At 36.2% G+C, this 22,350-nt stretch carries 25 protein-coding genes; 14 read left to right on the top strand and 11 right to left on the bottom strand.

All coding sequences use genetic code 11. The annotated features are described in order from the left end of the window. The first annotated feature begins 81 nt into the window (after window positions 1-81). The 5 genes from QL229_RS10190 to QL229_RS10210 all read left to right on the top strand — a co-directional run bounded on the left by QL229_RS10190 (window position 82) and on the right by QL229_RS10210 (window position 3,163). Window positions 82-456: an MAPEG family protein gene (locus QL229_RS10190; RefSeq protein ID WP_135924515.1), complete on the top strand. Its 375-nt coding sequence runs from the start codon at window positions 82-84 to the stop codon at window positions 454-456. 1 nt (window position 457) lies between these two features. Further along, window positions 458-1,363, top strand: a complete 906-nt coding sequence (locus tag QL229_RS10195) for a transporter substrate-binding domain-containing protein (protein ID WP_138556944.1) — start codon at window positions 458-460, stop codon at window positions 1,361-1,363. Continuing rightward, on the top strand, window positions 1,360-1,998 hold the full coding sequence (locus QL229_RS10200; RefSeq protein WP_138556945.1) for a sulfotransferase: 639 nt from the start codon (window positions 1,360-1,362) through the stop codon (window positions 1,996-1,998). The genes QL229_RS10195 and QL229_RS10200 overlap by 4 nt, the downstream gene beginning before the upstream one ends. 49 nt (window positions 1,999-2,047) lie before the next feature. After that, window positions 2,048-2,620, top strand: coding sequence for a tRNA-(ms[2]io[6]A)-hydroxylase (locus QL229_RS10205; RefSeq protein ID WP_135924522.1), 573 nt, complete (start codon window positions 2,048-2,050; stop codon window positions 2,618-2,620). 171 nt (window positions 2,621-2,791) lie between these two features. Continuing rightward, window positions 2,792-3,163 carry a hypothetical protein gene (locus tag QL229_RS10210; RefSeq protein WP_138556946.1) on the top strand — a complete coding sequence of 124 codons (372 nt, stop codon included), beginning with the start codon at window positions 2,792-2,794 and terminating at the stop codon, window positions 3,161-3,163. Here QL229_RS10210 and QL229_RS10215 read toward each other — a convergent pair. Further along, window positions 3,155-3,871, bottom strand: a complete 717-nt coding sequence (locus QL229_RS10215; protein ID WP_138556947.1) for a metallophosphoesterase — start codon at window positions 3,869-3,871, stop codon at window positions 3,155-3,157. The two genes, QL229_RS10210 and QL229_RS10215, sit on opposite strands and share 9 nt — an antisense overlap. A 285-nt stretch (window positions 3,872-4,156) precedes the next feature. Here QL229_RS10215 and QL229_RS10220 point away from each other — a divergent pair, with 285 nt between their 5' ends. Beyond that, the gene (locus QL229_RS10220; RefSeq protein ID WP_281546831.1) at window positions 4,157-5,728 is read left to right on the top strand and encodes an ATP-binding cassette domain-containing protein; all 1,572 of its coding nucleotides are present in this window, start codon (window positions 4,157-4,159) and stop codon (window positions 5,726-5,728) included. A 123-nt stretch (window positions 5,729-5,851) separates the two neighbouring features. Here the strand turns inward: QL229_RS10220 and QL229_RS10225 are convergent, their stop codons facing one another. Further along, window positions 5,852-6,592, bottom strand: coding sequence for a hypothetical protein (locus QL229_RS10225; RefSeq protein ID WP_249930270.1), 741 nt, complete (start codon window positions 6,590-6,592; stop codon window positions 5,852-5,854). A gap of 80 nt (window positions 6,593-6,672) precedes the next feature. Continuing rightward, entirely contained in the window at window positions 6,673-7,383 is a 711-nt protein-coding gene (locus QL229_RS10230) for a hypothetical protein (protein ID WP_138558898.1), read from the bottom strand. A gap of 216 nt (window positions 7,384-7,599) precedes the next feature. Here QL229_RS10230 and QL229_RS10235 point away from each other — a divergent pair, with 216 nt between their 5' ends. Together QL229_RS10235 and QL229_RS10240 are read left to right on the top strand one after the other, a co-directional pair. After that, complete coding sequence (locus QL229_RS10235) at window positions 7,600-7,851, top strand: hypothetical protein (protein WP_138558897.1); 252 nt, start codon at window positions 7,600-7,602, stop codon at window positions 7,849-7,851. Window positions 7,852-7,971: 120 nt separating this feature from the next. Then, on the top strand, window positions 7,972-9,150 hold the full coding sequence (locus QL229_RS10240) for a HEPN domain-containing protein (protein WP_138558896.1): 1,179 nt from the start codon (window positions 7,972-7,974) through the stop codon (window positions 9,148-9,150). A 9-nt stretch (window positions 9,151-9,159) separates the two neighbouring features. Here QL229_RS10240 and QL229_RS10245 read toward each other — a convergent pair whose 3' ends face one another. From QL229_RS10245 to QL229_RS10260, 4 genes are all read right to left on the bottom strand, one after another. After that, the gene (locus tag QL229_RS10245) at window positions 9,160-9,546 is read right to left on the bottom strand and encodes a hypothetical protein (RefSeq protein ID WP_138558895.1); all 387 of its coding nucleotides are present in this window, start codon (window positions 9,544-9,546) and stop codon (window positions 9,160-9,162) included. Beyond that, window positions 9,539-9,784 carry a hypothetical protein gene (locus tag QL229_RS10250; RefSeq protein WP_281546832.1) on the bottom strand — a complete coding sequence of 82 codons (246 nt, stop codon included), beginning with the start codon at window positions 9,782-9,784 and terminating at the stop codon, window positions 9,539-9,541. The genes QL229_RS10245 and QL229_RS10250 overlap by 8 nt, the downstream gene beginning before the upstream one ends. Next, on the bottom strand, window positions 9,777-10,661 hold the full coding sequence (locus tag QL229_RS10255) for a hypothetical protein (RefSeq protein WP_138557548.1): 885 nt from the start codon (window positions 10,659-10,661) through the stop codon (window positions 9,777-9,779). Before QL229_RS10255 ends, QL229_RS10250 begins: the two co-directional genes overlap by 8 nt. A 187-nt stretch (window positions 10,662-10,848) precedes the next feature. Next, complete coding sequence (locus QL229_RS10260; RefSeq protein WP_281546833.1) at window positions 10,849-11,676, bottom strand: hypothetical protein; 828 nt, start codon at window positions 11,674-11,676, stop codon at window positions 10,849-10,851. Between the two features lie 214 nt (window positions 11,677-11,890). On the opposite strand from QL229_RS10260, the gene QL229_RS10265 reads away from it, so the two are divergent. Together QL229_RS10265 and QL229_RS10270 are read left to right on the top strand one after the other, a co-directional pair. After that, a complete protein-coding gene (locus QL229_RS10265; RefSeq protein ID WP_171040411.1) occupies window positions 11,891-12,034 on the top strand; it encodes a hypothetical protein in 144 nt (47 codons plus the stop codon). Window positions 12,035-12,215: 181 nt separating this feature from the next. Next, complete coding sequence (locus QL229_RS10270; RefSeq protein WP_212748194.1) at window positions 12,216-12,722, top strand: hypothetical protein; 507 nt, start codon at window positions 12,216-12,218, stop codon at window positions 12,720-12,722. Between the two features lie 754 nt (window positions 12,723-13,476). On the opposite strand, the gene QL229_RS10275 is transcribed toward QL229_RS10270, so the two are convergent. From QL229_RS10275 to QL229_RS10290, 4 genes are read right to left on the bottom strand one after another with little or no spacing between them, the layout of a single operon-like run. Beyond that, window positions 13,477-15,150 (bottom strand): hypothetical protein, encoded by a 1,674-nt coding sequence (locus tag QL229_RS10275; protein ID WP_281546834.1) that lies wholly within the window; start codon window positions 15,148-15,150, stop codon window positions 13,477-13,479. Then, window positions 15,150-16,178, bottom strand: coding sequence for a TniB family NTP-binding protein (locus QL229_RS10280; RefSeq protein ID WP_281546835.1), 1,029 nt, complete (start codon window positions 16,176-16,178; stop codon window positions 15,150-15,152). Before QL229_RS10280 ends, QL229_RS10275 begins: the two co-directional genes overlap by 1 nt. After that, entirely contained in the window at window positions 16,171-18,120 is a 1,950-nt protein-coding gene (locus QL229_RS10285) for a hypothetical protein (RefSeq protein WP_281546836.1), read from the bottom strand. Before QL229_RS10285 ends, QL229_RS10280 begins: the two co-directional genes overlap by 8 nt. Continuing rightward, window positions 18,113-18,745 carry a transposase gene (locus QL229_RS10290; RefSeq protein WP_138764834.1) on the bottom strand — a complete coding sequence of 211 codons (633 nt, stop codon included), beginning with the start codon at window positions 18,743-18,745 and terminating at the stop codon, window positions 18,113-18,115. The genes QL229_RS10285 and QL229_RS10290 overlap by 8 nt, the downstream gene beginning before the upstream one ends. Before the next feature lie 125 nt (window positions 18,746-18,870). Between QL229_RS10290 and QL229_RS10295 the strand changes: the two genes are divergently transcribed. The 4 genes from QL229_RS10295 (at window position 18,871) to QL229_RS10310 (ending at window position 22,340) form a co-directional block, all read left to right on the top strand. Further along, entirely contained in the window at window positions 18,871-19,461 is a 591-nt protein-coding gene (locus tag QL229_RS10295) for a hypothetical protein (RefSeq protein WP_281546837.1), read from the top strand. After that, window positions 19,458-20,849, top strand: coding sequence for an N-6 DNA methylase (locus QL229_RS10300; protein WP_281546838.1), 1,392 nt, complete (start codon window positions 19,458-19,460; stop codon window positions 20,847-20,849). The genes QL229_RS10295 and QL229_RS10300 overlap by 4 nt, the downstream gene beginning before the upstream one ends. Window positions 20,850-20,974: 125 nt before the next feature. Then, a complete protein-coding gene (locus QL229_RS10305) occupies window positions 20,975-21,352 on the top strand; it encodes a hypothetical protein (protein ID WP_281546839.1) in 378 nt (125 codons plus the stop codon). Window positions 21,353-21,464: 112 nt separating this feature from the next. Next, on the top strand, window positions 21,465-22,340 hold the full coding sequence (locus QL229_RS10310; RefSeq protein ID WP_281546840.1) for a WYL domain-containing protein: 876 nt from the start codon (window positions 21,465-21,467) through the stop codon (window positions 22,338-22,340). The last annotated feature ends 10 nt before the right edge of the window (window positions 22,341-22,350 follow it).

The raw sequence follows: 22,350 nt of genomic DNA on the forward strand, positions 1-22,350 counted from the left end.
GAGCTAACCTAGCAAATTATATGTCAGCCTAGCAATAAACAGTGCTAGGCGTCTAACTTTAAATAATAAATGGAATAAATTGTGATAGTTTCAACTTTTGCTGCTATTTTGGCTATTTTGTATATTCAACTTAGCTTTCGCGTTATTAAAATCCGTAAAGCTAAGCGTATTTCTTTAGGAGACGGTGGTGATGCAAGTTTACAAGCCGCGATCCGCACCCATGCTAATTTTATAGAATATGTGCCATTTTCTTTAATTCTGCTATTTTTATTAGAGTATCAAGGGTTACCCAGCCATTTTACTTATATTTTAGGTGCGATGTTATTAGTAGGTCGTTTTTGTCATAGTTATGCATTAGCAGATGAAAAAATGCAGCTACGCGTCGTTGGCATGGTTTTAACGTTTTTAATGATCTTCATAAGTTCGGTTATGTTATTAATAACACAGGTTTTTTAATATGATAAGAGTTGTATTTACGATTGCATTCGTATTTGTTTCGAATCAAGTTGCCGGCAGTACAGAAGATACAGCTCATGTCAAAAAATCAACTATTCCACCAAAAGTTTTAAATATAATTTATCCTAAAACCTTGCCCAGTTTAGTTGAAGAAGTTTATTACCCACTTATTTTGTTGGATACAGCACTAAAACGCAGTGGCTACAAATACAAATTAACTGCTGCACCAAAGTTATTAGGTCAAAATAGGGTATTAAAAGAAATTGAACATGGCGGTGATATCGATGTCACCTGGACTATGACTAACAAAGTAAGAGAAGACAAGTTACTGCCGGTTCGTGTTCCTATATTTAAAGGCTTGTTTGGTTGGCGTTTAATGTTCACAACAGAGCCGAAACTACCTTATTTAAGCCGACTAAAAACCCTCGACGATTTAAAGAAAGTTTACTTTGTACAAGGACAAGATTGGCCCGATACCCAAATATTGCGTGACAATGGCTTGGTTATATCAACGTCAGGAAACTTTGATTCGTTGTTTGTTATGCTCGACAGAGGCCGGGGCGACTTATTCCCACGCTCTGTGCTTGAAATTGAAGATGAACTAGCAGTTTTTAAGCAACAAATGCCTCTGGTTGTATTGCCTCATTTAATGTTGAAATACACCAGCCCAATCTATTTCTTCTTCAACAAAGACAACACCGCAGTTGCAAAAGCAGTCAATAAAGGCTTACGCATAATGATAGAAAGCGGTGAGTTCGATGAAATCTTTTTTAAATACAATGGTAAATTAATAGAAAACGCCCATATTCATGACAAGATTATTGTAGAATTAGAAAACAAAGAACTACCACCGCTAACCCCAGTAGGCGATAAGTCCTTATGGTTACCGATCCAAAAAGTTAAATGAACAACAAAATATTTATTATTGGCCTACCTCGCACAGGCACTACCAGTCTGTGCCATAGTTTTTTACAATTGGGCTATAAAACGGCCCACACAGCGTATACCGAAACAGCCTTAAAAGAAGCAGACGTTATTGCTGATACTCCTGTTTTTAGCGAATTCCCGTTATTAGATGCGCACTTTGCTAATAGCCGCTTTATTAACCTTGAACGAGACTTGTCTAGATGGGTACCTTCGATCCGTCAACTGCTGGCCCGAATGCACACCAATTTAATGCGAAGTGACGGAGGCTTTAACACGCATTTAAAGCGTTGCTACTTTGAGACATTTGGTAAATATTCGTTAGGAGATATTCAGTCTGATGAGTATTTGATTAACTGCTATGAGCAACATCAACAACGTGTCTCTAATTTCTTTAAAGACAAAAAAGCCAACCTATTAACGTTAAATGTTGCACAGCCACACAGCGCTAAAGCGTTACAGACATTTTTAGGTACAGATGCAGATATACAGTTCGAGCAGCTAAATATGGGTGGTAAAGTAACGGCTTGGAATGATATTAAACACCCCGATAAAATTGCCTCCACCAGAAACGGCAAAATTGATAAGTCACTTGGTTACAATCACAAGATTTTATAACAGAAATACGCTAAAATCGCCGCCATTGTTAGTTAAGTAGTTCGTCATCATGTTTGAATTAAAATATCACACTCCATTTGAGTGGACAGAAGGTGTCTTGGCTGATTTTGATACCTTTTTACAAGATCATGCCGCTGCTGAGAAGAAAGCCTCAGGTATGGCAATGTCAATGCTATCGCATTATCCTGACCGTCGTAAGCTTGTAAAAGCAATGACAGACTTAGCTCTTGAAGAAATGATACATTTTAAACAAGTACTTAAGTTATTAATGGAACGTGATGTTTCACTTGGTAATGACCAAAAAGATCCTTATATCAAACAAATTCGTGCGGTATTCAGAAACGGTCGTGATGAGTTTTTAATGGACCGCTTACTCGTTGCAGGTGTAATTGAAGCTCGAGGCCATGAACGCTTTTCATTGGTCGCTGAAGCATTGCCACCGGGCAAAGAAAAAGAGTTTTATGTTGCAATTGCAAAGTCTGAAGAAAAGCACAAAAACCTATTTGTAGAGTTAGCGTACGAGTATTTTGATAAACATGAAGTGGATGCCCGATTAGAAGAAATTCTTGTGGCCGAAGCTGAAATTTGTAAAAAAATTCCGTTTACCGCGGCACTACATTAATTTAAATACTTATGTATTAGGTTGTAAAACCTAATACATAAAATAGGTACTTATAAAACAATAATTAAGTATTTTGTAAATACTTACAACCAGCCAAATTGATTAAATAAACGGTAAATCATTCATATTATCTCCTATAGTTATAATAGAGCTTTTAACAGGGATAGAAGTATGAAATGGATGATGACTCTTACAACCCTTTCATTAATTGGGATTGTTTTTACAGGTAACTCGATTTATACAGAGCTAAAACTATATAAATCGAATAAAAAACCGACAGAAATCAGTGCTAGTATGTATCGTTCGCTAATTTGGCACAGTGATGTATATAAAGATAATGTGTTTTTATATACCGCTGAACAATATTTTAGTGATGGTATCATCGACACCAGTGAATATATTAAATTAAACCGCTTAGCAAAAGAAACCTCAGGGCCACTTATATTTATTCAGCAAGATAATGAGCAATTATGGCATGCTCGTTTGGCCTATAAACAATATCTTGAAGTACATGCATTAACACAGGTTGCATCCTTAGACTGAATTTAGCTGCATAAATGCTTTAATGAGTGGTTTAAGTTCAACAATGGTAGGCTTGCCACTCAAATAATGAGTATCTATATGATAAGTGTTGCCAAGCCAATAAGGTTCAGCAGTGGTGTTGTGGCCATGCACAGAAAAGTCTATGCTGGCATTTATCTTTGTTATCGTTTGTTTCACAATAGTGCGATCCCACAACAACGATGCCGCGGCATATGGTTTATGCTCACTAGGAGCTTGCCAATTCCAATCTGCAGATACTGTGTGCGACAAGCCTATTTGCATACCAGCATAGTCAAGCAAATAAGAAAGAGGGCACTGTAAAAGCTGCTCAGTTATTGCTTTTAATTCATCATCGGTTGCTTGAGTATGCCAACGTCCACCATTTTCAACCCATAGAGAATAGTAGCTATGATCATCGGCAAGTAGCGATTCAAGCATCATGTGCTCATGATTACCCAGTGTCATATAAACACCCAGCTCTTTAAAACGTGATAACAACGCAAAATTGTCGTTGCCTCTATCTATTGCATCACCAAGTGAAAATAAAACATCGTTGCTTTCATCAAAATCGACAGCGACTAAAGCTTGCTCAAACTTAGCTAAATTAGCATCGAGATCGCTGATAATAAATACACGTTTATTTTCGTTTATCTTAAGTTTCATTTGCGTTGGGTTATTGGCTATCGCTTGACAGTTAACGTGCTTCAAAATCCTTTCCTTTAATGCAATATCAATCAAACCCTAACATAAATTGTTGCCAATTTAATACTAACTGGCTAGTATAAAGGGCATATTTTTAGGAGTAATAGCCAACATGAACAACTAAACCTGTTATCCATTTTTACATTTTTCTTTGGAACAACAGGGCTAGTAGGCGTTGCTCACTCTTGTCAGTAGTATAAATCAATTACCATTTTGGTGGTCATACGCTTAGTTCAATTCGCTTTATAATTAAACGAATTGTATCACTGTCCCTGTATAACAGGAGGCAGTATGCCAAAATTACAAGCAGCCAACTTATCATATCAACACGCCAATGGCGGCCAAGTTCTGAATAATATTTCAGTGTCATTAAATGCTAAAACAACAGCTTTAGTAGGGCGAAATGGTGTAGGGAAGTCAGTATTAGCATCGCTACTTTGTAATCGCCTTATTCCGTCGTCGGGTAATGTTGTTTGCAATGGTCAACTTGGTTTTTATGAGCAACTAGTTGATAGCCACACATTAAAAAATAAAACGATTATAGACGTACTAGGGCTTAACCACTATTTCAAAGCATTACAGCAAATAAATAACGGTCATTTTACAGAGCACGAACTTAACTTACTTGATGGGTTTTGGGATCTGCCCGAGCGATTTTATGCTGAGTTAACTCGTTTAGGTATTTATGGTATTAATGCGAACAGCTGTGCAACAGCGTTAAGTGGCGGTCAACTAAGCCAACTCAGATTATGGGCGCTATTTACCATACACCACGACATTATAATCCTTGATGAACCTTCTAATCATTTAGATAAACAAGGTAAAAGCTGGCTTTTAAATCACATAGAACAATTCACTGGGCAGCTACTTTTAATAAGTCATGACCGTGAAATACTGCAAGTAGCCGATGAAATATGGGAACTCACATCTATGGGGTTATCAGTGTTTGGCACCGGTTTTAGTGATTACGTAACCCAAAAAAACTACCAGCTAGCAGCGCTTGAAAATAAACTATCTCATACTACTAAAGAGCAAAATAAACTGCTATTAGAGCAGCAGCGCAGCAAACAAAAAGCAGCAAAAAGAGCCGCTAAAGGTGTAGTAACAAGAAAATCTGGTAGCCAAGCTAAAGTGCTTATGGATGCTAAAAAAGATAAAGCGAGCGCTAATTTATCTTCGCAAAATAAAAATACCGCAAAGCGAGAAGAGCTACTTAATAGTAATAAGAAGCAGATACTTAACCAGCTCGAACAAGTAAAACAACAGCAGTTTTACTTTAATAATACTGACACTAAACAACGCAACGCACTAAATCTTGAAAACGTAATTTTACAATATGGGTCGCAAACCCCCATTAACCTACAGATATTCAATAATGAAAAAATACACTTAATTGGTGCAAATGGCGCAGGAAAATCGACGCTACTAAAAACCTTAACAGGTGAGTTAAAAGTGAGAGCAGGGCACATACATAGGAATAGCCCGTTGTTGTATTTAGATCAGTACTTTTCCTTAATTAAGGCAGACCTAACTTTGCTTGATAACTTAAAATACTACTGTAAGACCCTTGATGAAAGCACCGCACGTACATTATTAGCAAGCTTAGGCTTTAGAAAACATGACGTATTCAAGCAAGCGACACATTTAAGTGGCGGTGAAAAAATGAAGCTCGCCATGTGTATCGTCAGTAATATTGAAAGCACCGCATTTTTGTTATTGGATGAGCCAGATAATCATCTAGACCTTGAATCAAAACAGCTCTTGGCTCAATCATTACAAAACTTTAAAGGCGGATTTATCCTAGTAAGTCATGATAATTACTTTGTAGAAAGTATCGGCTGTAATAAGCAAATTGTTCTTTAAAATAGTCATTTAAAAATATGCGTATTAGGGTGGTTGTAGGTAGATTACAATTAATGACAATGAAATTTACAGCCACTAACCGTATTTTTATTGCTTCGGCTTTTACCCTTGGTTTACAAATTACTAAGAAGTCGCCGTTACATCATCCACTTCAACCCTCGATTTTATCATCATCCCAGTATGGGCTACCCTATATGGCGTTGGATTTGTGGTGCTGCATGAAATAGCACTAGGCGTTGCTAGGGTGTTTGATTGGGGGAAGTGAATTTCCGAAATGGTTTCTTCATTTAACCACTCTGATTCGTATTCGGGCACAACTTTATCTTTTGCTTCACTACCAAAGCGGTCAGTTATGAAGTTGCGCAAATTGCTCATAAGGCGTGTGAGGGTGTTTGATGTGCGTTGCGATATACTGTCCATATCACCTGCAGCAAATTCAAAGGTAAGGTCGGCATTCTCATCCTGGTTAAATTGCCAGGCTAAATCGTCAACAGCAGGGGGCTTGCCACCTAAGTAACCAATGTGGGCAAGTTTGTAGCCATTTTCGACTTTTTCTAATTTAACTGAACGGTTAGGGTAGCGCTTGTCTTCAACAGCTTGTGCAAACTCACTGCTGACTTCATCGGCTTTTGCGAAAAGTACGCCGTCTTCGGCTTTTAATTCACTGGCCCAGCCCCAAGCGGGTGATTCCATGGTTGGGTGGCCAATAACGAGCGGGGCGGTTTTAGGCTTAAAGTTAGCAACAACGCTATTTAAATCGGCTTCACTAAATTCGCGAGTAACGCCTTTGCTGTCTGTTTGAGTGCCTGCTTTAAAAACTTCAAACCAGTTGAATTGAGTATTGGTAGTTGCTTTGTGTGCCATGCTCTAAGTGCCAAAAACGAGTAATTGGCACTTAGTTTATGAATTGGTGTGTGTGGGTGCTGCTGGAAAAGAGTTTACATTTATACCTGGCTGAATGGCGCTGGTACACCGAATTGAATTAGCAAACTACAAACAACCGCAAAAAAGAACATGATGATTGGAAGGATACTATCTTGAAAGTGTTCACTTTTCAAAAAGAATAAAATGGCTAAAACGGGCGTTTTAATAAAAAATAAGACTTTATATAAACAGTAGTTGGGTACTGGGATGTATCCACCAAAGACATCATTGTTTTGATTACTGGTGGTTTTTGGGTAAATTACCTTATAATAAATTTGGGGGTAAAAATAATTCCTATTGCTTACTCGCATGATTGAATGAATCTCTATCTCATATGAGCCAATTTCTATTTCTTCATTTAATTTTTGAATTGCTTCTAATCTTCTTTCTTCAAAGTTCTCCTTCTTATTCAGGATGTAATCTTTTTTTGCGATATTACTAAATAATTCTTTGTAATACTTTACGTCACTTACTGAACATTTATCACAAATATACCCTTTGAGACCTGGCAAAATAGTATGCCTGCGATTTACTAAAAACCCCCAAAGCACATACACCAGAACACTATATGCAACCCAAGGTAACATGCCAGGGTTCGTTATTTGATAATTTATGAAGGCTAACTTTATTTCTTCATTTGAAGGTTGTAGCCCGAGTACCCAGTATAAAATAAATAGTGTTGAAACAAATTTTAAGTTTCTTGCGTAGTGGTTGGGTTCATTAATCGTCAAAGGAAGTCCTTATCTAGTCTAAAAGCTTTAAATTCTATGCTTTTAATACTATATTCAAAAAGCTAACAACAACCAAGGATCGGTTATGAAAATAAATATCCCTCGTAAAGTGCTATACGGAATGCTCGCACCATTCATACTTTTTTCATTGGATTATATACTTACGTCCACTTCACCAGTAACAGCAAGTATTACTCAACGAACCCTGATGAAGCCTTGGGTGAGTTTAACGTCGCGCTTGCAAAGTACCTTAATGACAATCCAAGTTCTCAGTACGTTAGTTTGCTTCGTGAAGCATACAAAGATGAAATGATAGATGATGATGAATTTATGGCTTTGGCCACAATCCAAATCGAACATATTAATTTCATTACCATTAGTTACGAACAGCAAATCGTGTTTGATGACGCCAAAGAACAATTCGTTGAATCATTGGAAAAGTATCAGAATGAGAATCCAACACTTTAAATTAGGTTCAAACCATGTTTAAAACACGTTTAAATTCGACTGTAAGCGTTTAAACAGATTGTAGCTATTCAACTACTAGTGACAAACCTTTAAAAAGCCTTAAATTCAATTGAGAGAGATATGAGTTCTTATATAGATAAATTAGCAGGACTATGTGAAAACAACAAAAAACTTAAAGTTTGCCAAGTTCAAAAAATAATTGAGTTGCATCCGTTTTTTAATGGCCAATCAATGAGTATAAGATTTATTAATAGCCCTAACTCAGCATTTAAACTTTCTTCTATGGAATTGAGTGACTCATTCTTGAAGAACTATTCAGCTAAAGGCTTTGATTTTGCCATCGATTTACTTAAATCTATATTAGACATTAAAGAGGTAAACTTTAAACAAATAGCCGTCATATGTGGTGTGGAGGTAAGTGATGAGATCGTTATTAACGATAAGCTTTCTTTAAAGCCATTTATTGAACTTACAAAAGCAGGTGGAATTAAACATTTGATGAATGAGATAAACTCAGCAAGAGAAAATCCACATCCCATAATCGGGGTTTCTCCCTATAAGTTAGATGACCATAAATTTCCTTTTCTGAAAAGGTCTGCTTTGGTGTATGAATACGGAGATTTTGATACCAACCGTGAGAATACCAAAGAAAATATCTTAGAAGTCTCAAATATTGAAAGACATTTAGAAGAAATTATATATTTTTTACCCGTTATTGTACCAGGCTGTTGTCCATTCATAGAGGTGATGGACCTTGTGGTGGAACATCCAGGGTTAAACCAATTACATTCTGGGTTCGGAACTTCGATTAAGTCTTCCCCTATAATCCCAACAGAACAATCTACTACAACAATTACCTCAGATAGTTTTGACCTACCGCTACTGTTAAATTTCATGGCTCTTCAAGGAAGGTTAAAGGATAAATTAAATTTAGCTTTAAAACACTATGTAGAGTCTCTTTGGGTTTTCGATTCAGACCGACAGGTTTTAGGCTGTGCAATTGCTTTAGAATGCATGTTACTAAATAGAAATACCGAACGTAAAACAAGGACTCTTTCAAATAAAGCTGCAAATTTACTTGCAACATCTAGGCGGAAGAAAAAATACTATAGGGAATTATTTAAAGGATTTTATAACTTGAGATCAGAAATTGTACATGCTGGAAAGGCTAATTACAGCAGGGAAATAACTTTAAATACTTCTAAAGTTATCAGCGGAATTGACTCGTTGACAGAAGTTAAAAGCTTAATACCTTTGATTATTAAGGCTTTAATTTACCGAAATCAAAGCAAAAGCTGAAATAGCTTTTTACTGTTGTCTGACTGTATTGTTTGCTTTTCTTTTAGCTATTAAAGCAGGCACGTTAGCGCGGGCTTTCATTAACTTAGTTAGCTCGCTTTTGAAATCACTAATATCCAAACCATATTGCTTAGCATCTTTAAGGTTTTTCTTTGCTATGGCTATTTTATCATCTAATTTTGCTTCTATTCTTAATTGTTCGGCACTCTTAACTTTTTTCTTCGCTAGCCACCAATCAATCCCAAAAACAATTAAATTACATATAAAGGGTGAACTTGTGGAATATGCTAGTTTGGCAGAATCGTCAAATACATGTGCTTGAATCATTGCTATAGCGACCATATTCAATCCAGTCGCACAACTAATGAGCATCGGGTTATTAAAAAACTTACTCATTAGTTTTACCTTCAACATTCAGAAGAGCGTTTACAAGTTCTTCATCGTTTTCTAAATTTATGCGCTTAAAAGTTATATGGTCGCCATCAATTATTTCTACATCAATGAACTTTGGAGGAAAGAATTTTGCGGTAATGATTTTTGCAACTGTAGGTATTACAGACACCCAAATGTATGGCAAACATAAAATAATGCCTACCATAATTATTAATTGAATGTATGCTTCAGTCTCACTCATTATCTGGTACTAATTTATTTACTTTTGCTACTCTATGCCTTTCAACTTTTATTACCTCACGGGTAATTGAAGGAGAAGTGCCAGTTTTAAACTTTGTTGTTGTTTTTAATTTTACAACGAACAAATCACCTTTGGAAACACGTTTATTTTCTTCAATTAGACTTAAAAAAGATTCATCTTTCATTTTAACGCTAATAACTTCACCGGAGGTTAATTCTGCTGTCCACCCAGTAGAACCACTAAAATTAACTTTAACAAAACGAACTTCTTTACTTTCTGTTTCTTCTTTAATTTCTTCTATAATTTCTCTTGAAGGAGTCTTAAAATCCTTAACTTGCTCTTCTTCATATAATGACACCTCATCATCCTTTTCATCTCTGATGACAAGCTTTGCATTAGAAGCTCCATCTAGAGGCGCTTTGATAACTTTTTCTAAGTCTTTTCTAAATGTTCTATCAACTATAAGTCTTGCAACATTACTATCGGCCTCAACTTCAGATCCATCTTTTAAAATTATTTTAGATGTTCCATTTCCTAAGTCTATACGTGAAGCAACAGGTCTTGACTGAATCTCCCCAAGTACTTCCAAAAGTGTTTTAACTCCTAATGGTGCTGCAGAAAAGCCTAATAAACTGAGAGGGTTTATACCGGTACTATTTAGCCAGGTCACAAATTCAATCACAAATGAACCTTGATTATTCGCTCGAACATCAAGATCAATACTTGAATCATCACCATTTATAACTTTATCAGCATGCTTTAAAACACTAGCTGTATTAACTATTGCATTCCCTAAAAGCTCAGCATCAATAGTATGGTCTTTAGTTTCACTTGTATCATAGGATATTTTGAAAACTTGTTTGATTTTATCGTTCATATTATTTCTTATTTTTTTATAGAGGGAGGAGAGTACTTCTTAAATCTTAGTTTAGGAGTAAAAAGCTTAGATGAGTTTTGAAGTATTATTGAAAAGTGCAGTTTCATATAACATTAGATCCATCTAAATTGATTTTTATATTTTAAACACAATAGCATGTAAACGACTAGATATTTAATTTAAAAAGCTACATTCCTTTCATTGCATTTAAAAATGAACTGAATGAATCCTCAAGTATTGCTGAGTTTAAATTTTCTGACTCAGTAAGTTCCGTTTCATCAATCTCAAGACCTAATTCTTTTCTGACTGAGATAATATATGGCGTTGTTAGATACGAAATTTGGTTGTGCTTTTCCATACATAAATTTACAAAGCTCAGAAAGTCTTTTTTTTCTGATGCCTTTAATCGATCTAACTCTAAAATCTCAGAATTGTTTAATTCTTCTTTAGCCTCTAAATAGTTAATGCGATCATTGCAAATAATTAAAGGGGTCCTGTGCTGTTGTAATTCCAATGAAGCAGAATTAAAAGCTGTCATTAATTCAACAGTAGCTTTACAGGTTTCAACTGAACCAACGACCTTAACTTTGGAGATTTTTTTTGCTTCGCTTTCAATTATTGATGTAAATTTACTTTCAGTTAAAGAAAATTTGGATAAGCCAGCCAGACTATTTGTTATTACAGTGAATGACTCCATTGCATCTGTGTAAATTTTAATTTTTAAATCAAGATGTTTATCTACAGTTGAAACAAAAAGTTGATTTTCTTTTCTAATTTCTTCAAGCTTCTTGGCATGTTCTGCTTTTAACTCCTCTAATACGTGAGCATTATCAGACTTGATTTTTTCAACTATAGATGTGATTTTATCAATATCTTCTATAGTTGCTAGATTCTTACTTTTTTGATCTATATATCCAGTAAAAAACCTTTTACCAAAAAATAATATAGGACCAACTATTACGATAGAGTACGCACTAAGTTTTAAGATCTCAGTTAGAAACTGCATCCATGTCATTTATACTTTTTCCTTTGCAAAACTACCTCTACACGGCCAAGAACTGTGAAGCGGCCTGATTCGATATCGTCTATCTAAACAAGGAAACTTGAATAGACTACGTTGTCGCTGTTGACTTTGAGATATTACACTAAAGATTAATGTTTATTCAATCGGGCTGAGATAAAGGGCGCATTAGTTTATTTCTCTTAATATCCTAAGGTAAGGGTAGGGCATGAGCGCCGATGCAAATTCTATAGACTTATTTTTCATTGTTATTGTTCAAATAGGTGGCGAGTTCGCCACCGTTGTAGCGGTGAAAACAGACATTACTTGGATAAAGCGTGTAATTGAAAAACAAAACGAAACTACAGGATAAAAGTTTATAAACAGATAATTTAAGTAGACTTTGATCTGGAAATAACATTAAGTTAAATTGACAGTTAAGTATACGGAAAAAGAGTACACTAAGGATAGTTTTGAATAAATTCATAATTTTTCTCTTTTTATTGCCCCTCGCTATTATCTCTTTTGGTGCTTCAGCAAACGCAGGACTACCTATGATTATGCTTACAGTGCCTGTGTATTCGATCTCTTTGTTACCAATAATTGCTATTGAAGCAATATACCTTCGAAAGAGCCTAGATTTAACCAAAGCACTATCGGTGAAAATGGCATTTGTTTCAAATTTAGTATCTACGATTATAGGGGTTCCTTTAACTTGGGTAACTCTTGTTTTAATACAAGTGCTGACGGGCGGTGGCGCAGCGTATGGTGTGGATACATTTGTCGGTAAAATGTTAGCAGTTACGTGGCAAGCACCTTGGTTAATCCCTTATGAATCAGACTTACATTGGATGATTTTATTTGCGGGGTTATTCCTACTTATTCCATTTTATTTTGTATCATGGTGGTCTGAATTTTTAGTTTCAAAGAAAATTCTTGCAGATACAGCGCTTAGTAGTAATAACATTAAGATAAAAGTAAGGAATGCAAACCTAATCACATATAGTTTGTTGGCGTTTTGGCCAATTGGTTGGTACGTAGTTGGCTACGTATTAAAGTAACTAACAATTTATGAAAGTCTAAAATTAATAAATCATTTTTTATATTCAGAAGTAGCAAATTCTTACAGAGCAAGTTGATCACTCATTTTGATTAAGTCATTACCAATGATATTCAGCATCTAGCTCACATAAACCAAATCGTACAGCTATCCAATTTGATCTTGCAGGGCATCTATGTGGCTTTCGTAATTACGAACAGTTTGTTGTAGAAATAAATCATAGTTAATGAACTTAAAGCCATAACGGTTACAGGCAGTGAAACCAAAATTGCTTTTATATTTTTGGGAAGCCGTACAAGAAAGGCATTTCAAATCTAGGTTTGTAAAAAGTCATCGTTGTGGACTTATTGGAATGAAGTAAGTTTGGTGAAAACTTACAAAGTAAAAATGAGCATTCATAAAAAGCTATAACTTCGTGAAAACCTATATTAAGCAAAAAAGGGGCTAAAAAACCTTAAAATCTAACGACTGACAAAAGACTCATAACTTGAGATCAGACAGCCTTGAGATTAAAGGGCTGGGACAGTTAAGGCGAGATCCAAAAATCCCATTTGGGACACTTAAGCTGAGTCTCTTGGGGTCTTGCGACTCATAAAGTGAGATTTATTTCTTAACCAACTGTTTTTATTTAATTTATCTAATAACAATCTACGGCAAGAATGTTAGAATTGCAACATGCAAAGGGATAAATTGTGATACTGGTTTGGAGTCTGGGCGATTATTATTATTTTTAGCCCACTTATATATAGAGAGTTTTAGGCTGAGTGGATTTGTTGAAATGGCCAGTTGTTCAACCTTTTAGTTTTAAAGGTTCTAATTGGCTGGATAATTTTCCCTTCCTTTATATAGGTAACCACTTGGGTCTTACATTGATAGAAAGAATCACCAACAATTGGATCGATATTATTTTTTGACATTTCGGCTTTAAGCTTATCAAAGTCAATATTTCTAACTAAACAGTATCGCTTTAGATTGAATACCTTGTTTTCAATATTTTCTAAATCGCGGATTCGAAAATAAGTAGCTCCTTGCTGCCAAGGTAGTGAATAGGCCAATTCTTGCTGCCAAAGTGCCTTGAGGTCTTTTTGAGTAAAGCCAAATAAAGCAACTGCTTCGACGTCAGTTATCTTTTCGTCAAGTCTTCCTTTATATTTAGAAAGGATTGTATTTAAAAACTGTCTTGTATCGTTAACTTTCAGCCTTTTGAAAAAACCATCTGTAGATTTCGACTGAGTAAATATTTGAGGTGTCTTGCATACCATTTCGAATACGTCTGCCAAATCACAGTAAAACAATTTCAAAAAATCGTTACTCAAGAGATTATGATCAAAGATTTCATTTTCTTGAAAATCAACCTTTAAGAAGATTGTGCTTAGCTCTCTAATGTCTATTTGAGCTGTTAGACCAGCTTTAGCTGCTCTTAGAGTTTTCACAAACCCATTTAAAATAATCGAATTTGCTTCATTTACGTTACAAGACAAAATATCAGCTAATGTATCCACAGAACATTTACACTGTGCAAGTTCATCTTGTTCCTTGTCACTTAACCCCTTAGTTTTCCAACTTGGCTTAATGCCGAAGTTCTTGGGGCTGAAAGAAGATAATTCCTCTGCTACAGAAAAGCATTCGTTTATGTTAGTTTTCGCCAGTACTTGTTCAAGGATGGGCCATTCCATCTTTGTATCTCTGAACAGGAACCTTGGCCCTGCATATATAGAACGATAATCAGTAAATTGGCTATTTGCTCGTATATTTGCTAACCAGTTCTGTATGTTTCTTACATTTGTGAGTAATGAGAATGCTGACTCAAAAATGTGGTCCCATGTCTTGATGGCATTACGGTTAACGCGTTCCGGTACAATATCAAAAGGTCTTAGAACGAAACCAACAGCAAGTGAAAGGTCATCTAAAAAGAGTGGCAACATCGCCTTATCAAGATTTTCCATAAACGTTATGTACGCTGAAGTTTCGGAATATTGCGTTTGAAGTTTGTTACCACAATGACTGCACAATCCTTTCAGTAGTGCATTATCCCATTTCAACTCTTCACCGCAATGGTTGCAGGTTTGCACTGTTTTACACTGGTGAACACTACAATATGTAGTTGTTAGATAACGACTGTCAAAATTTACATGTCCGTCATCAAGGCAGGTCGGGCAAATGTTCACACCAGTATAAATTAAGGATGTTAAGTAACGGCTTTTATCATACTCAAAGCCTTCTAACTCTTTGGTATTGGTTTCAATACCAGTCGTTTCTTTAATGATTTGATTATAACTTTCGAGGTTGCCATCTAACTTATTAGGAAATCTAAATCCATTCGCACTCACCATATCCTTTAAATCAGCGTAGCCATGCAAACTAGCCACTTTAAGAAGGTAATATGCAGGATGTATTGTTGGACTAAAATCTAATCTAAGTGGCAGCATTACGCAGTCTCCTTCATTTTAGCCTTAGCTTTGCTTAAGGCATTTAGACGAGCGCGTTTAGAAAACTTATTAATCGCTGTAATTCGTTTATTTAAATCAACTTCACTACATGTAAATGGGTTAATGCCGCTTTTATCCCATCCCCCCGTAGCTATAGCATCATGAGCTTTACCAAGTACAGAAAAGTCAATTTGTTGCCCTTCACCGGCTAGCTCAATAGCCCATTGTAAAACCAATGCCATTCTGCCAATAACACCTTCGCTAGATGCCCACATCGCAGCTTGAAATTTTGCTGAGGTCATTTTGATGATCGATATCCCATATTGGCGGTGCAACTTGTCGAATATCATCGTATAACCTTGCATCACGGCAGCCATTGTATCTTTGTCGGACAATTCAATTGTATTGAATTCAATCGGGGGCAATGTTCTGTTAAATAGTTGCTCTTCTTCTAGTTGCATTTCAGAAGCTCTAGAAAAATTGTTTTCAATTAACTTAGAAATAGATGAGATCCCGCACAACAAAATCGGAACATGGCTCTCGTCCACTATATTTTTGATAGTATCTGCCAATTTTTGGGTAGTTTTCGAATTTGTTTTATTTGGCAGTGCATGTTGAGTTTCGTCAATAATGAGTAACTCAATACCAATATTTTTCAATACTTCAATAACTTGATTCTCAAGCTGCGGCTGTTTTGTTCCTGCTTTTGGCTTTATTCCAAGTTGAAGTAATATCGCTTCACAAAAGTCTTTAGGGGTTACTCCAGAAGAGAGTCTTACAAGAACAATATCTTTTATACCGCTATGCTGATCAATGACGTCTGCATGCTTTTTAATGAAATTTTTTAGAAAGTTTGATTTGCCTGTATGAGAACTACCGTACAAAGCACGAACTTTAGCTTCATCATTACTGATCTTAATAAGGTCGATAACTTTTTGTTCCGCGTCTTTATGCAAAATCATATCAAATCGCATTTTTTTGAATTCTAAAGCCGCTTCTTTTAACTTAAATTTCTGTTTTTTAATCATCTATAGATACTCCTAAGTATTTGTTTTCAGCATCGTTAAAATGCTCGTTAGCATGTTCATCACTTAACTCTGATTCTTCCTCATCTAGCTGCTCTTCGGCTTTAACATCAACGCCAGCAGAGTTGATGATTTCATCAATTTCAGAGTTAACTTCGTCTTCTGACAAATCAGAATCTTGGCTATGAGTGATGTCAATGAGGTCGCCTTGCTTTGGCGTACTGCGATAGCCAGATAAGTTATGGTCTTCAAGAAACGTTGTAGCCCCGTCTAGCACTTCGCAACGGCCTTCAATAACGCTCAATTCATTAAATGACTTACCAAAAGCAGATCGATTAGTATTTGGAATACTAAGTAAAACAATTTCATCAGGGTTCGGGCTTACAACGCTCGGTACAACAACGCTTACTGATGAAGCATCGTTTAGATCAACCAGCAGAGTCAGAGGCATAAAATCTTTTTCAGTTGCAATGCAGTACTCTTCATACATAGCTTTCAACTCTGGCGAATTGAAATACTGATAATCATAGGTAGTGCCGTATTTGATATGGTAAGTAACATCCACTTCCAAACCTTTATATTTGCGCAATTCAGGAATATCAGAAGGCTCTAATACTGGGTAAACCTCAGTTCCTTTTATCCATGCTTCGTTTGGTGTTAATCCGTGCAACCTTGCTAAAGGAGCGTTATGGTAATCTCGAACATAGTTGGCAAATTTTTGATGAAATTGTTCAAACGTATATTTTGCATCTTTTTTGATATTTGCTTCGGAATATCGATTTTTATCATATACACCACAATATCCCTCCAGACCTTGGAAAAACTCTAGTCTGAGTCTGTTCACGAAATTCTCTACAAACCCTTTTGAGCTTGGCTTTCTTACTTCGGTTGTTTCAAATACTCCCTGAATCTTTTGTAATAAGCTTTTTGTCATGGATGAGCGATAGGCCGTACCAGCATCCATGACTGCTAAACGCATACACCCGTGTTGAATATAAGTGGGGTCAGGTTTTCTGTTGATAGCATGATGAATAGAGGCAATTACGTAACTTGACGCTTCCTTATTCTTGCCTACTTGAATTGCATAACCTAATAAACTGGCTGTACCGACATCAAACACAAGCGCCATCGAAACGGTTCCACGATAGTACTTTTTACCGTTAATAAACTTAACAATCCCAACGTTAAAGTGAGCCATATCGAGTTCTACTCGATCTAACGGAATAGTGATACCATATTGCTCTAACTTTTGTTTGTATTTGTTTTTTGCGAATGATTCACCATAGCGCAGGCGGTCATAATCATAAGGACCGAGCGATTTAGCTCTTCGTTGTAAAGTCTTAGCACAAGGGGCATTTCCTTCGTACCCAAGCTCTTCATACTCTTTTTTTAAAAGTTTTTGTGTTGCAGCAAAAGATTTTCCATTTTCTTTTAAATGATGAGCATAAAGGTGTTTCCAAATTAAATCTTCCACATCTTGTGTGAATCCAGTGTCGCGATTTCGTTTGTTATTTAACACTTGTGGTGCTGCACTATAATTATCTCGTTTAAATTTTTTAAAGTCCTTACACACACTTGATCGGGCGTAACCAATGGTGTCGCCAGTTTCACGCTGGATATCTTCAACTAATTTTTCGACATCTTTAGTCGGTTCTTTTTTAGCCAGCATAGCGTAGAAATATTTCTCTCGACGATTGATTTCTAATATTTGCTGATTTGTTGCTCCTCGCATTGACGGAGCTTTTGCAAGTTCCTGAATAATAGTAATTTTCCCTTTTCTGATCTCTTCCAATAAATCTACAAAAGGTCGAATGAAAATGGGTTGACCTTCTCGCTTAATGATTACTTCTTGAGTAGCTTCATTTACAGCTCTGACAACCGCTTTTTTCCCCATGTATTCTAATTTTTTGTCTTGGAGTGAACTAAGTGTGATACCTCTACCCATACGTCACCTCCAATGGCAGGTCCAAAGAAAATGGTTGTTCGAAGTCAATATGAACTTTCTTTTGAGCGATTAGTGCCGGAGCAAAAGCAGGGGATGCATTAAAACGTGAACACATTTCATACAAGTCACCAACACATTTAATATCTGTTAAATGTGTAAAAGCTAAATCCAAGTCATAGCGTGAAAAGTCATATGCTCTGTATTGGTAGAAACGAGCTAAGTTCTCAGCTTTGATCGGTTTATAAAAATCATCTTCAGTGTGAACCGTGAGAGGTCGGTTATATCGATCTAGAAATTGTTCACTCAATAATTGGTGTTTGGTATAGACCGATTCGTTATTGGCAAAGATATTAGGCTTTAGCTCAATGATCTCAATCTTTTCACCTTCAGGCGTTTTGCGCCTTCTAATAATGTCGGGAGTATAGCGAGTGAGCTTTCCTTTGATATTAAAAACAAAGCTTTGCGCCTGACCAGCCCACGCAAACACATCATCATCAAACTCTTGTTGCAGCATGAAACTGGTCTCGAAGCTGCTTTCAGGTCTGAACGTTTTTCTCATTTGAATAGAGTTAAAGTAAGTCGCTTTTTTCTTTCCGTAAAAACGAATTTGTTTAGGAAACACCATGTTGCACCTCCTTAATTTTAAATGCTACATTTCTCAGGGTGTACATACAGTCTTGATCAAATGTTTTGAATTTGTCAAGTTATTTTGCTACATTTCTCAGTATGCAATTTATGGTTGGTGAAAATATGAGAATTGAACAGCTTTCAAAATACGCGGATATTTCTACTGGAAGGTCTTTTCGTGGAGCCATTAAAAAGGCTGCCAACAAGGGCTTTAAGGTGATCCAAATAGGAGATATTGTTTTTGATAAAGGCGAAGCAACCTTAGATTTTGACAAGTTAACAGAAACTGAAATAAATACTTCAAGGAGTATTGAGTGTCTAAACAACGGTGATCTAATCATGGTCGCTAAAGGACGAGAAAAGCATCTTGTATTGCTAAATAATGTGCCTGATAAACTAATATGTACTCAGCATTTTCTAGTTGTTAAACCGAAGGCGGAATTTTCAACGGTAACTAGCTTATTTTTAAAGTCTTATTTAGAAACCGATTTTTCAAAGGATTGGATAGAAGCAAATTCAGGTGGTAACTACCAAAGTACGATTGGTAAAGGGATCTTAGAGAAGCTGCCGCTCCCAGATTTGAAGGACGAAAGTGGTAGTGATTTCATCCAGTACGTATTAAATGTCAATGCTGAATTAGAAAAATATCATCAACTAATAGAAGCAAGAAAAAACCAAGTAGCCGGGTTAATAACTGAGATGGTGAAGCAATGATGACTAACGAATTAGCAGTAAAATTTGTAGAAGCTTATAAAGACAGTGATTTGTTGCCAGCCAATTTAGATGAAAGACTTTCCTTTCTAGCCCTGTTAACCATTGAGTTACTTGCCATCACAGAGCACGGTAAATACCAGAAGTCCTTAACGAACCTTCAAGTTTCTGATGATATAAAATCAATTGACGTAGAAAAGTTTGATTTCACTGAATCTGAACAGTTAGTTGTAAAACAAGCAATAGCACATTTGAATGATGAGAAAATCAATAAGCTCCTGAGTAGATTCAATGAAATACATGAAGCGTTTGACTTAAGTAAGTTGACGCGTACCGACTCAATTACATTATACGAGCAAACTCTCAAATTATTACAAGAACCAAAAGTTTTTGAATTGATCCAAAGTGATGCAAAGGGGTTTGATTTTCAACTGAGACCAGATGATTTCTCTAGATTGATAGCCAGTATCGTCAAAAGTAATGAAAAATTAGCTGTATATGACGCAATGGCATCAACTGGTGAGTTAAGCAATTACCTCGCGCAATTAAACCCGCAATGGCACTTTACCACTGAAAGTTTACTTCAAAACCCTCACTATCTTGTACACAAGTTTGTGCTAGCCGGGAATGACGATTGTGTAGTAAGCCAGAGTTATTCACTCAATAGCACTCCATTTATAAAAGCTTCAACTTTTGACTTAGCGTTTGCGCTGTATGAGCCAACAGCCGTTAGAAAATCAGCAAGTCCCAAAGTCAAAAAGTCTAAAGAAGGCGGGTCGTTGAGTGGCCACTATGACCCAAAAAGAATAGATCTGGATATAATTTCATCTCAATATAACGATCACGCGCTCCTTCAACACCTAATCTGGTCAATTAACGAAACGGGCATTGCAATAGCATTTGTTGGGCGAGGTGCATTGCAGCGCATAGAAGAAGCAAAATCACGTAAATTCCTGATTGAAAATAATTACGTTGATGCAGTTATTCAGCTACCAACGAGCTTAATAAGTGCAAGAACAGTTGATTTGTTTGCAGTAATTCTTCGTAAAAATAAGCAAACCGATGATATTATGTTCATTGATGCATCTTCTTACTTTAATCGTGATATCAAGCGCAACAAACTAGTTCGTGAAGATGAAATAGCAAATATTCTCACTTCACGGAAAAACATTCCTGACATTTGCCAAGTAATAACCAATGGGCAAGTTGAAAAGTTAAGTCTGATTGATGAAACCACAAATGAATCTAATTTCTCTTTAAACGTTGCAGCTTACATAAGCAGAAGCAAAAAGATTATAGATCCCACTTCGATTGATGAGTTAATTGACGAACTTACTTTAATTCAAAGTAACACGAATCAGTTATTCGACAAATTAATGAAAAAAATTTAAGAATAATTGTCATTCACTTTCAATAAATTAACTCTCAACTTATTGTTTTTATACATATTTGTATAATGACAAGATTGGATGCCTCTTCTATAAAACTTAATGTTCAAGTAGAAAAGGTAAGCGATATGGAACATATAAGTAATAATCAATCTAATTCTGAATATAGTGATTTTCAGATCGATACATTAAAAACATATCTACGGGAAGTAACCGTTGTTTCTGTGGTAGATAAACTAGACGGAGAGTTAATAGAAATAGCCCAAGTTCTGCACGGCTTTGTTGAACTCGATGAAACACTAAGGTTTTCACATGATGATGTTGTGATTTCATCGCCAATACAAATTTCATCTAATCATAATACTCGATTTATAACAAAATCTGGATCTCAATATGTGAGTTGCGATGAGGTAGAGTACGTCACGTTGTCTGGTTTAGATTGGCTCAAAATGCGGCAAACATTGATGAATCCAAGAGATATTTTGATTATGAAGTACCTCTCTTAGTCAAAAGATAAACGAAAAGGACTTAACTGCTCCTTTTCTTTTATCTGGACATTGACGTGATTATCAAAATGATACACACTAACTCAAATACGTAATTAGTATAATAAGTTAGATGGACCTCGAAAACGTCAGTTACGCACAAAAACAACGTCTTGCTTACATTGATTTCAAGTTAATGTTTACAGGTTCGGTAACGCGTAACGAAATTATACAACGCTTCGAATGTGGTACTGCCGCAGCATCACGCGATTTAGCCCTTTATAAACAGCTTGCGCCAAAAAATCTCACTTACAACACAACTGAAAAGCAGTACCTTTTAGAGTCTAACTTTAAACCACTCTTCAATCACGATGCCCGTAAAACTCTTGTAAAACTAGCAAATGAGATATCAGATGGATTTGATGCGATTAGCGATACAAAATTTCCAGTAGAGGCTCCTAGTTCATTAAACGTTCCAGATTTGATGATTGTTGCTCGTATCTCGCAAGCCATCTTTCAAAACAAAGCAGTCAATATCATTTATACATCGTTAAGTAGTGGCTCAGAAGCACGAGATATCGTGCCGCATTCGATTGTAGATAACGGTCTTCGTTGGCATGTTCGCGCTTATTGCAGAAAATCAGAAGAATTTCGCGACTTTGTATTAACTCGCATCACGAAAGCATCAATCAAATCTGGTTTATCAAAAGAGTACGAACACAAAGAACACGATAAAGAGTGGAATACGTTCATTTCACTAGAACTGGTTCCTCATCCTCGAAACATTGAGCACCCCACAGCGATTGCTTTGGACTACGGCATGGTTGACGGCAGTATGACAATTAAAACAAGAGCCGCGCTTACTGGCTACTTATTAAGGCGTTGGAATGTAGATTGCTCAAATAATGCTGAACTTGGCAGCAGCGAATATCAGCTCTATCTCAATAACAAACATTTAATATCTGGGGCAGGGAATTTGACTTTGGCCCCCGGCTTTCAAGATTTATAGGAATTTATAA

It is taken from the genome of Pseudoalteromonas sp. PAR1, assembly GCF_947311895.1.
Taxonomy (GTDB): domain Bacteria; phylum Pseudomonadota; class Gammaproteobacteria; order Enterobacterales; family Alteromonadaceae; genus Pseudoalteromonas; species Pseudoalteromonas lipolytica_C.

Bases quoted from the DNA above. Each gene is read 5' to 3' on its own strand.
- QL229_RS10285 (WP_281546836.1), bottom strand. From the start codon at position 18,120: ATGGGTAGAGGTATCACACTTAGTTCACTCCAAGACAAAAAATTAGAA.
- QL229_RS10255 (WP_138557548.1), bottom strand. From the start codon at position 10,661: ATGAACGATAAAATCAAACAAGTTTTCAAAATATCCTATGATACAAGT.
- QL229_RS10245 (WP_138558895.1), bottom strand. From the start codon at position 9,546: ATGAGTAAGTTTTTTAATAACCCGATGCTCATTAGTTGTGCGACTGGA.
- QL229_RS10225 (WP_249930270.1), bottom strand. From the start codon at position 6,592: ATGGCACACAAAGCAACTACCAATACTCAATTCAACTGGTTTGAAGTT.
- QL229_RS10250 (WP_281546832.1), bottom strand. From the start codon at position 9,784: ATGAGTGAGACTGAAGCATACATTCAATTAATAATTATGGTAGGCATT.
- QL229_RS10295 (WP_281546837.1), top strand. From the start codon at position 18,871: ATGAGAATTGAACAGCTTTCAAAATACGCGGATATTTCTACTGGAAGG.
- QL229_RS10260 (WP_281546833.1), bottom strand. From the start codon at position 11,676: ATGACATGGATGCAGTTTCTAACTGAGATCTTAAAACTTAGTGCGTAC.
- QL229_RS10205 (WP_135924522.1), top strand. From the start codon at position 2,048: ATGTTTGAATTAAAATATCACACTCCATTTGAGTGGACAGAAGGTGTC.
- QL229_RS10275 (WP_281546834.1), bottom strand. From the start codon at position 15,150: ATGCTGCCACTTAGATTAGATTTTAGTCCAACAATACATCCTGCATAT.
- QL229_RS10265 (WP_171040411.1), top strand. From the start codon at position 11,891: ATGAGCGCCGATGCAAATTCTATAGACTTATTTTTCATTGTTATTGTT.
- QL229_RS10280 (WP_281546835.1), bottom strand. From the start codon at position 16,178: ATGATTAAAAAACAGAAATTTAAGTTAAAAGAAGCGGCTTTAGAATTC.
- QL229_RS10310 (WP_281546840.1), top strand. From the start codon at position 21,465: ATGGACCTCGAAAACGTCAGTTACGCACAAAAACAACGTCTTGCTTAC.
- QL229_RS10210 (WP_138556946.1), top strand. From the start codon at position 2,792: ATGAAATGGATGATGACTCTTACAACCCTTTCATTAATTGGGATTGTT.
- QL229_RS10195 (WP_138556944.1), top strand. From the start codon at position 458: ATGATAAGAGTTGTATTTACGATTGCATTCGTATTTGTTTCGAATCAA.
- QL229_RS10200 (WP_138556945.1), top strand. From the start codon at position 1,360: ATGAACAACAAAATATTTATTATTGGCCTACCTCGCACAGGCACTACC.
- QL229_RS10300 (WP_281546838.1), top strand. From the start codon at position 19,458: ATGATGACTAACGAATTAGCAGTAAAATTTGTAGAAGCTTATAAAGAC.
- QL229_RS10270 (WP_212748194.1), top strand. From the start codon at position 12,216: ATGATTATGCTTACAGTGCCTGTGTATTCGATCTCTTTGTTACCAATA.
- QL229_RS10290 (WP_138764834.1), bottom strand. From the start codon at position 18,745: ATGGTGTTTCCTAAACAAATTCGTTTTTACGGAAAGAAAAAAGCGACT.
- QL229_RS10305 (WP_281546839.1), top strand. From the start codon at position 20,975: ATGGAACATATAAGTAATAATCAATCTAATTCTGAATATAGTGATTTT.
- QL229_RS10220 (WP_281546831.1), top strand. From the start codon at position 4,157: ATGCCAAAATTACAAGCAGCCAACTTATCATATCAACACGCCAATGGC.
- QL229_RS10240 (WP_138558896.1), top strand. From the start codon at position 7,972: ATGAGTTCTTATATAGATAAATTAGCAGGACTATGTGAAAACAACAAA.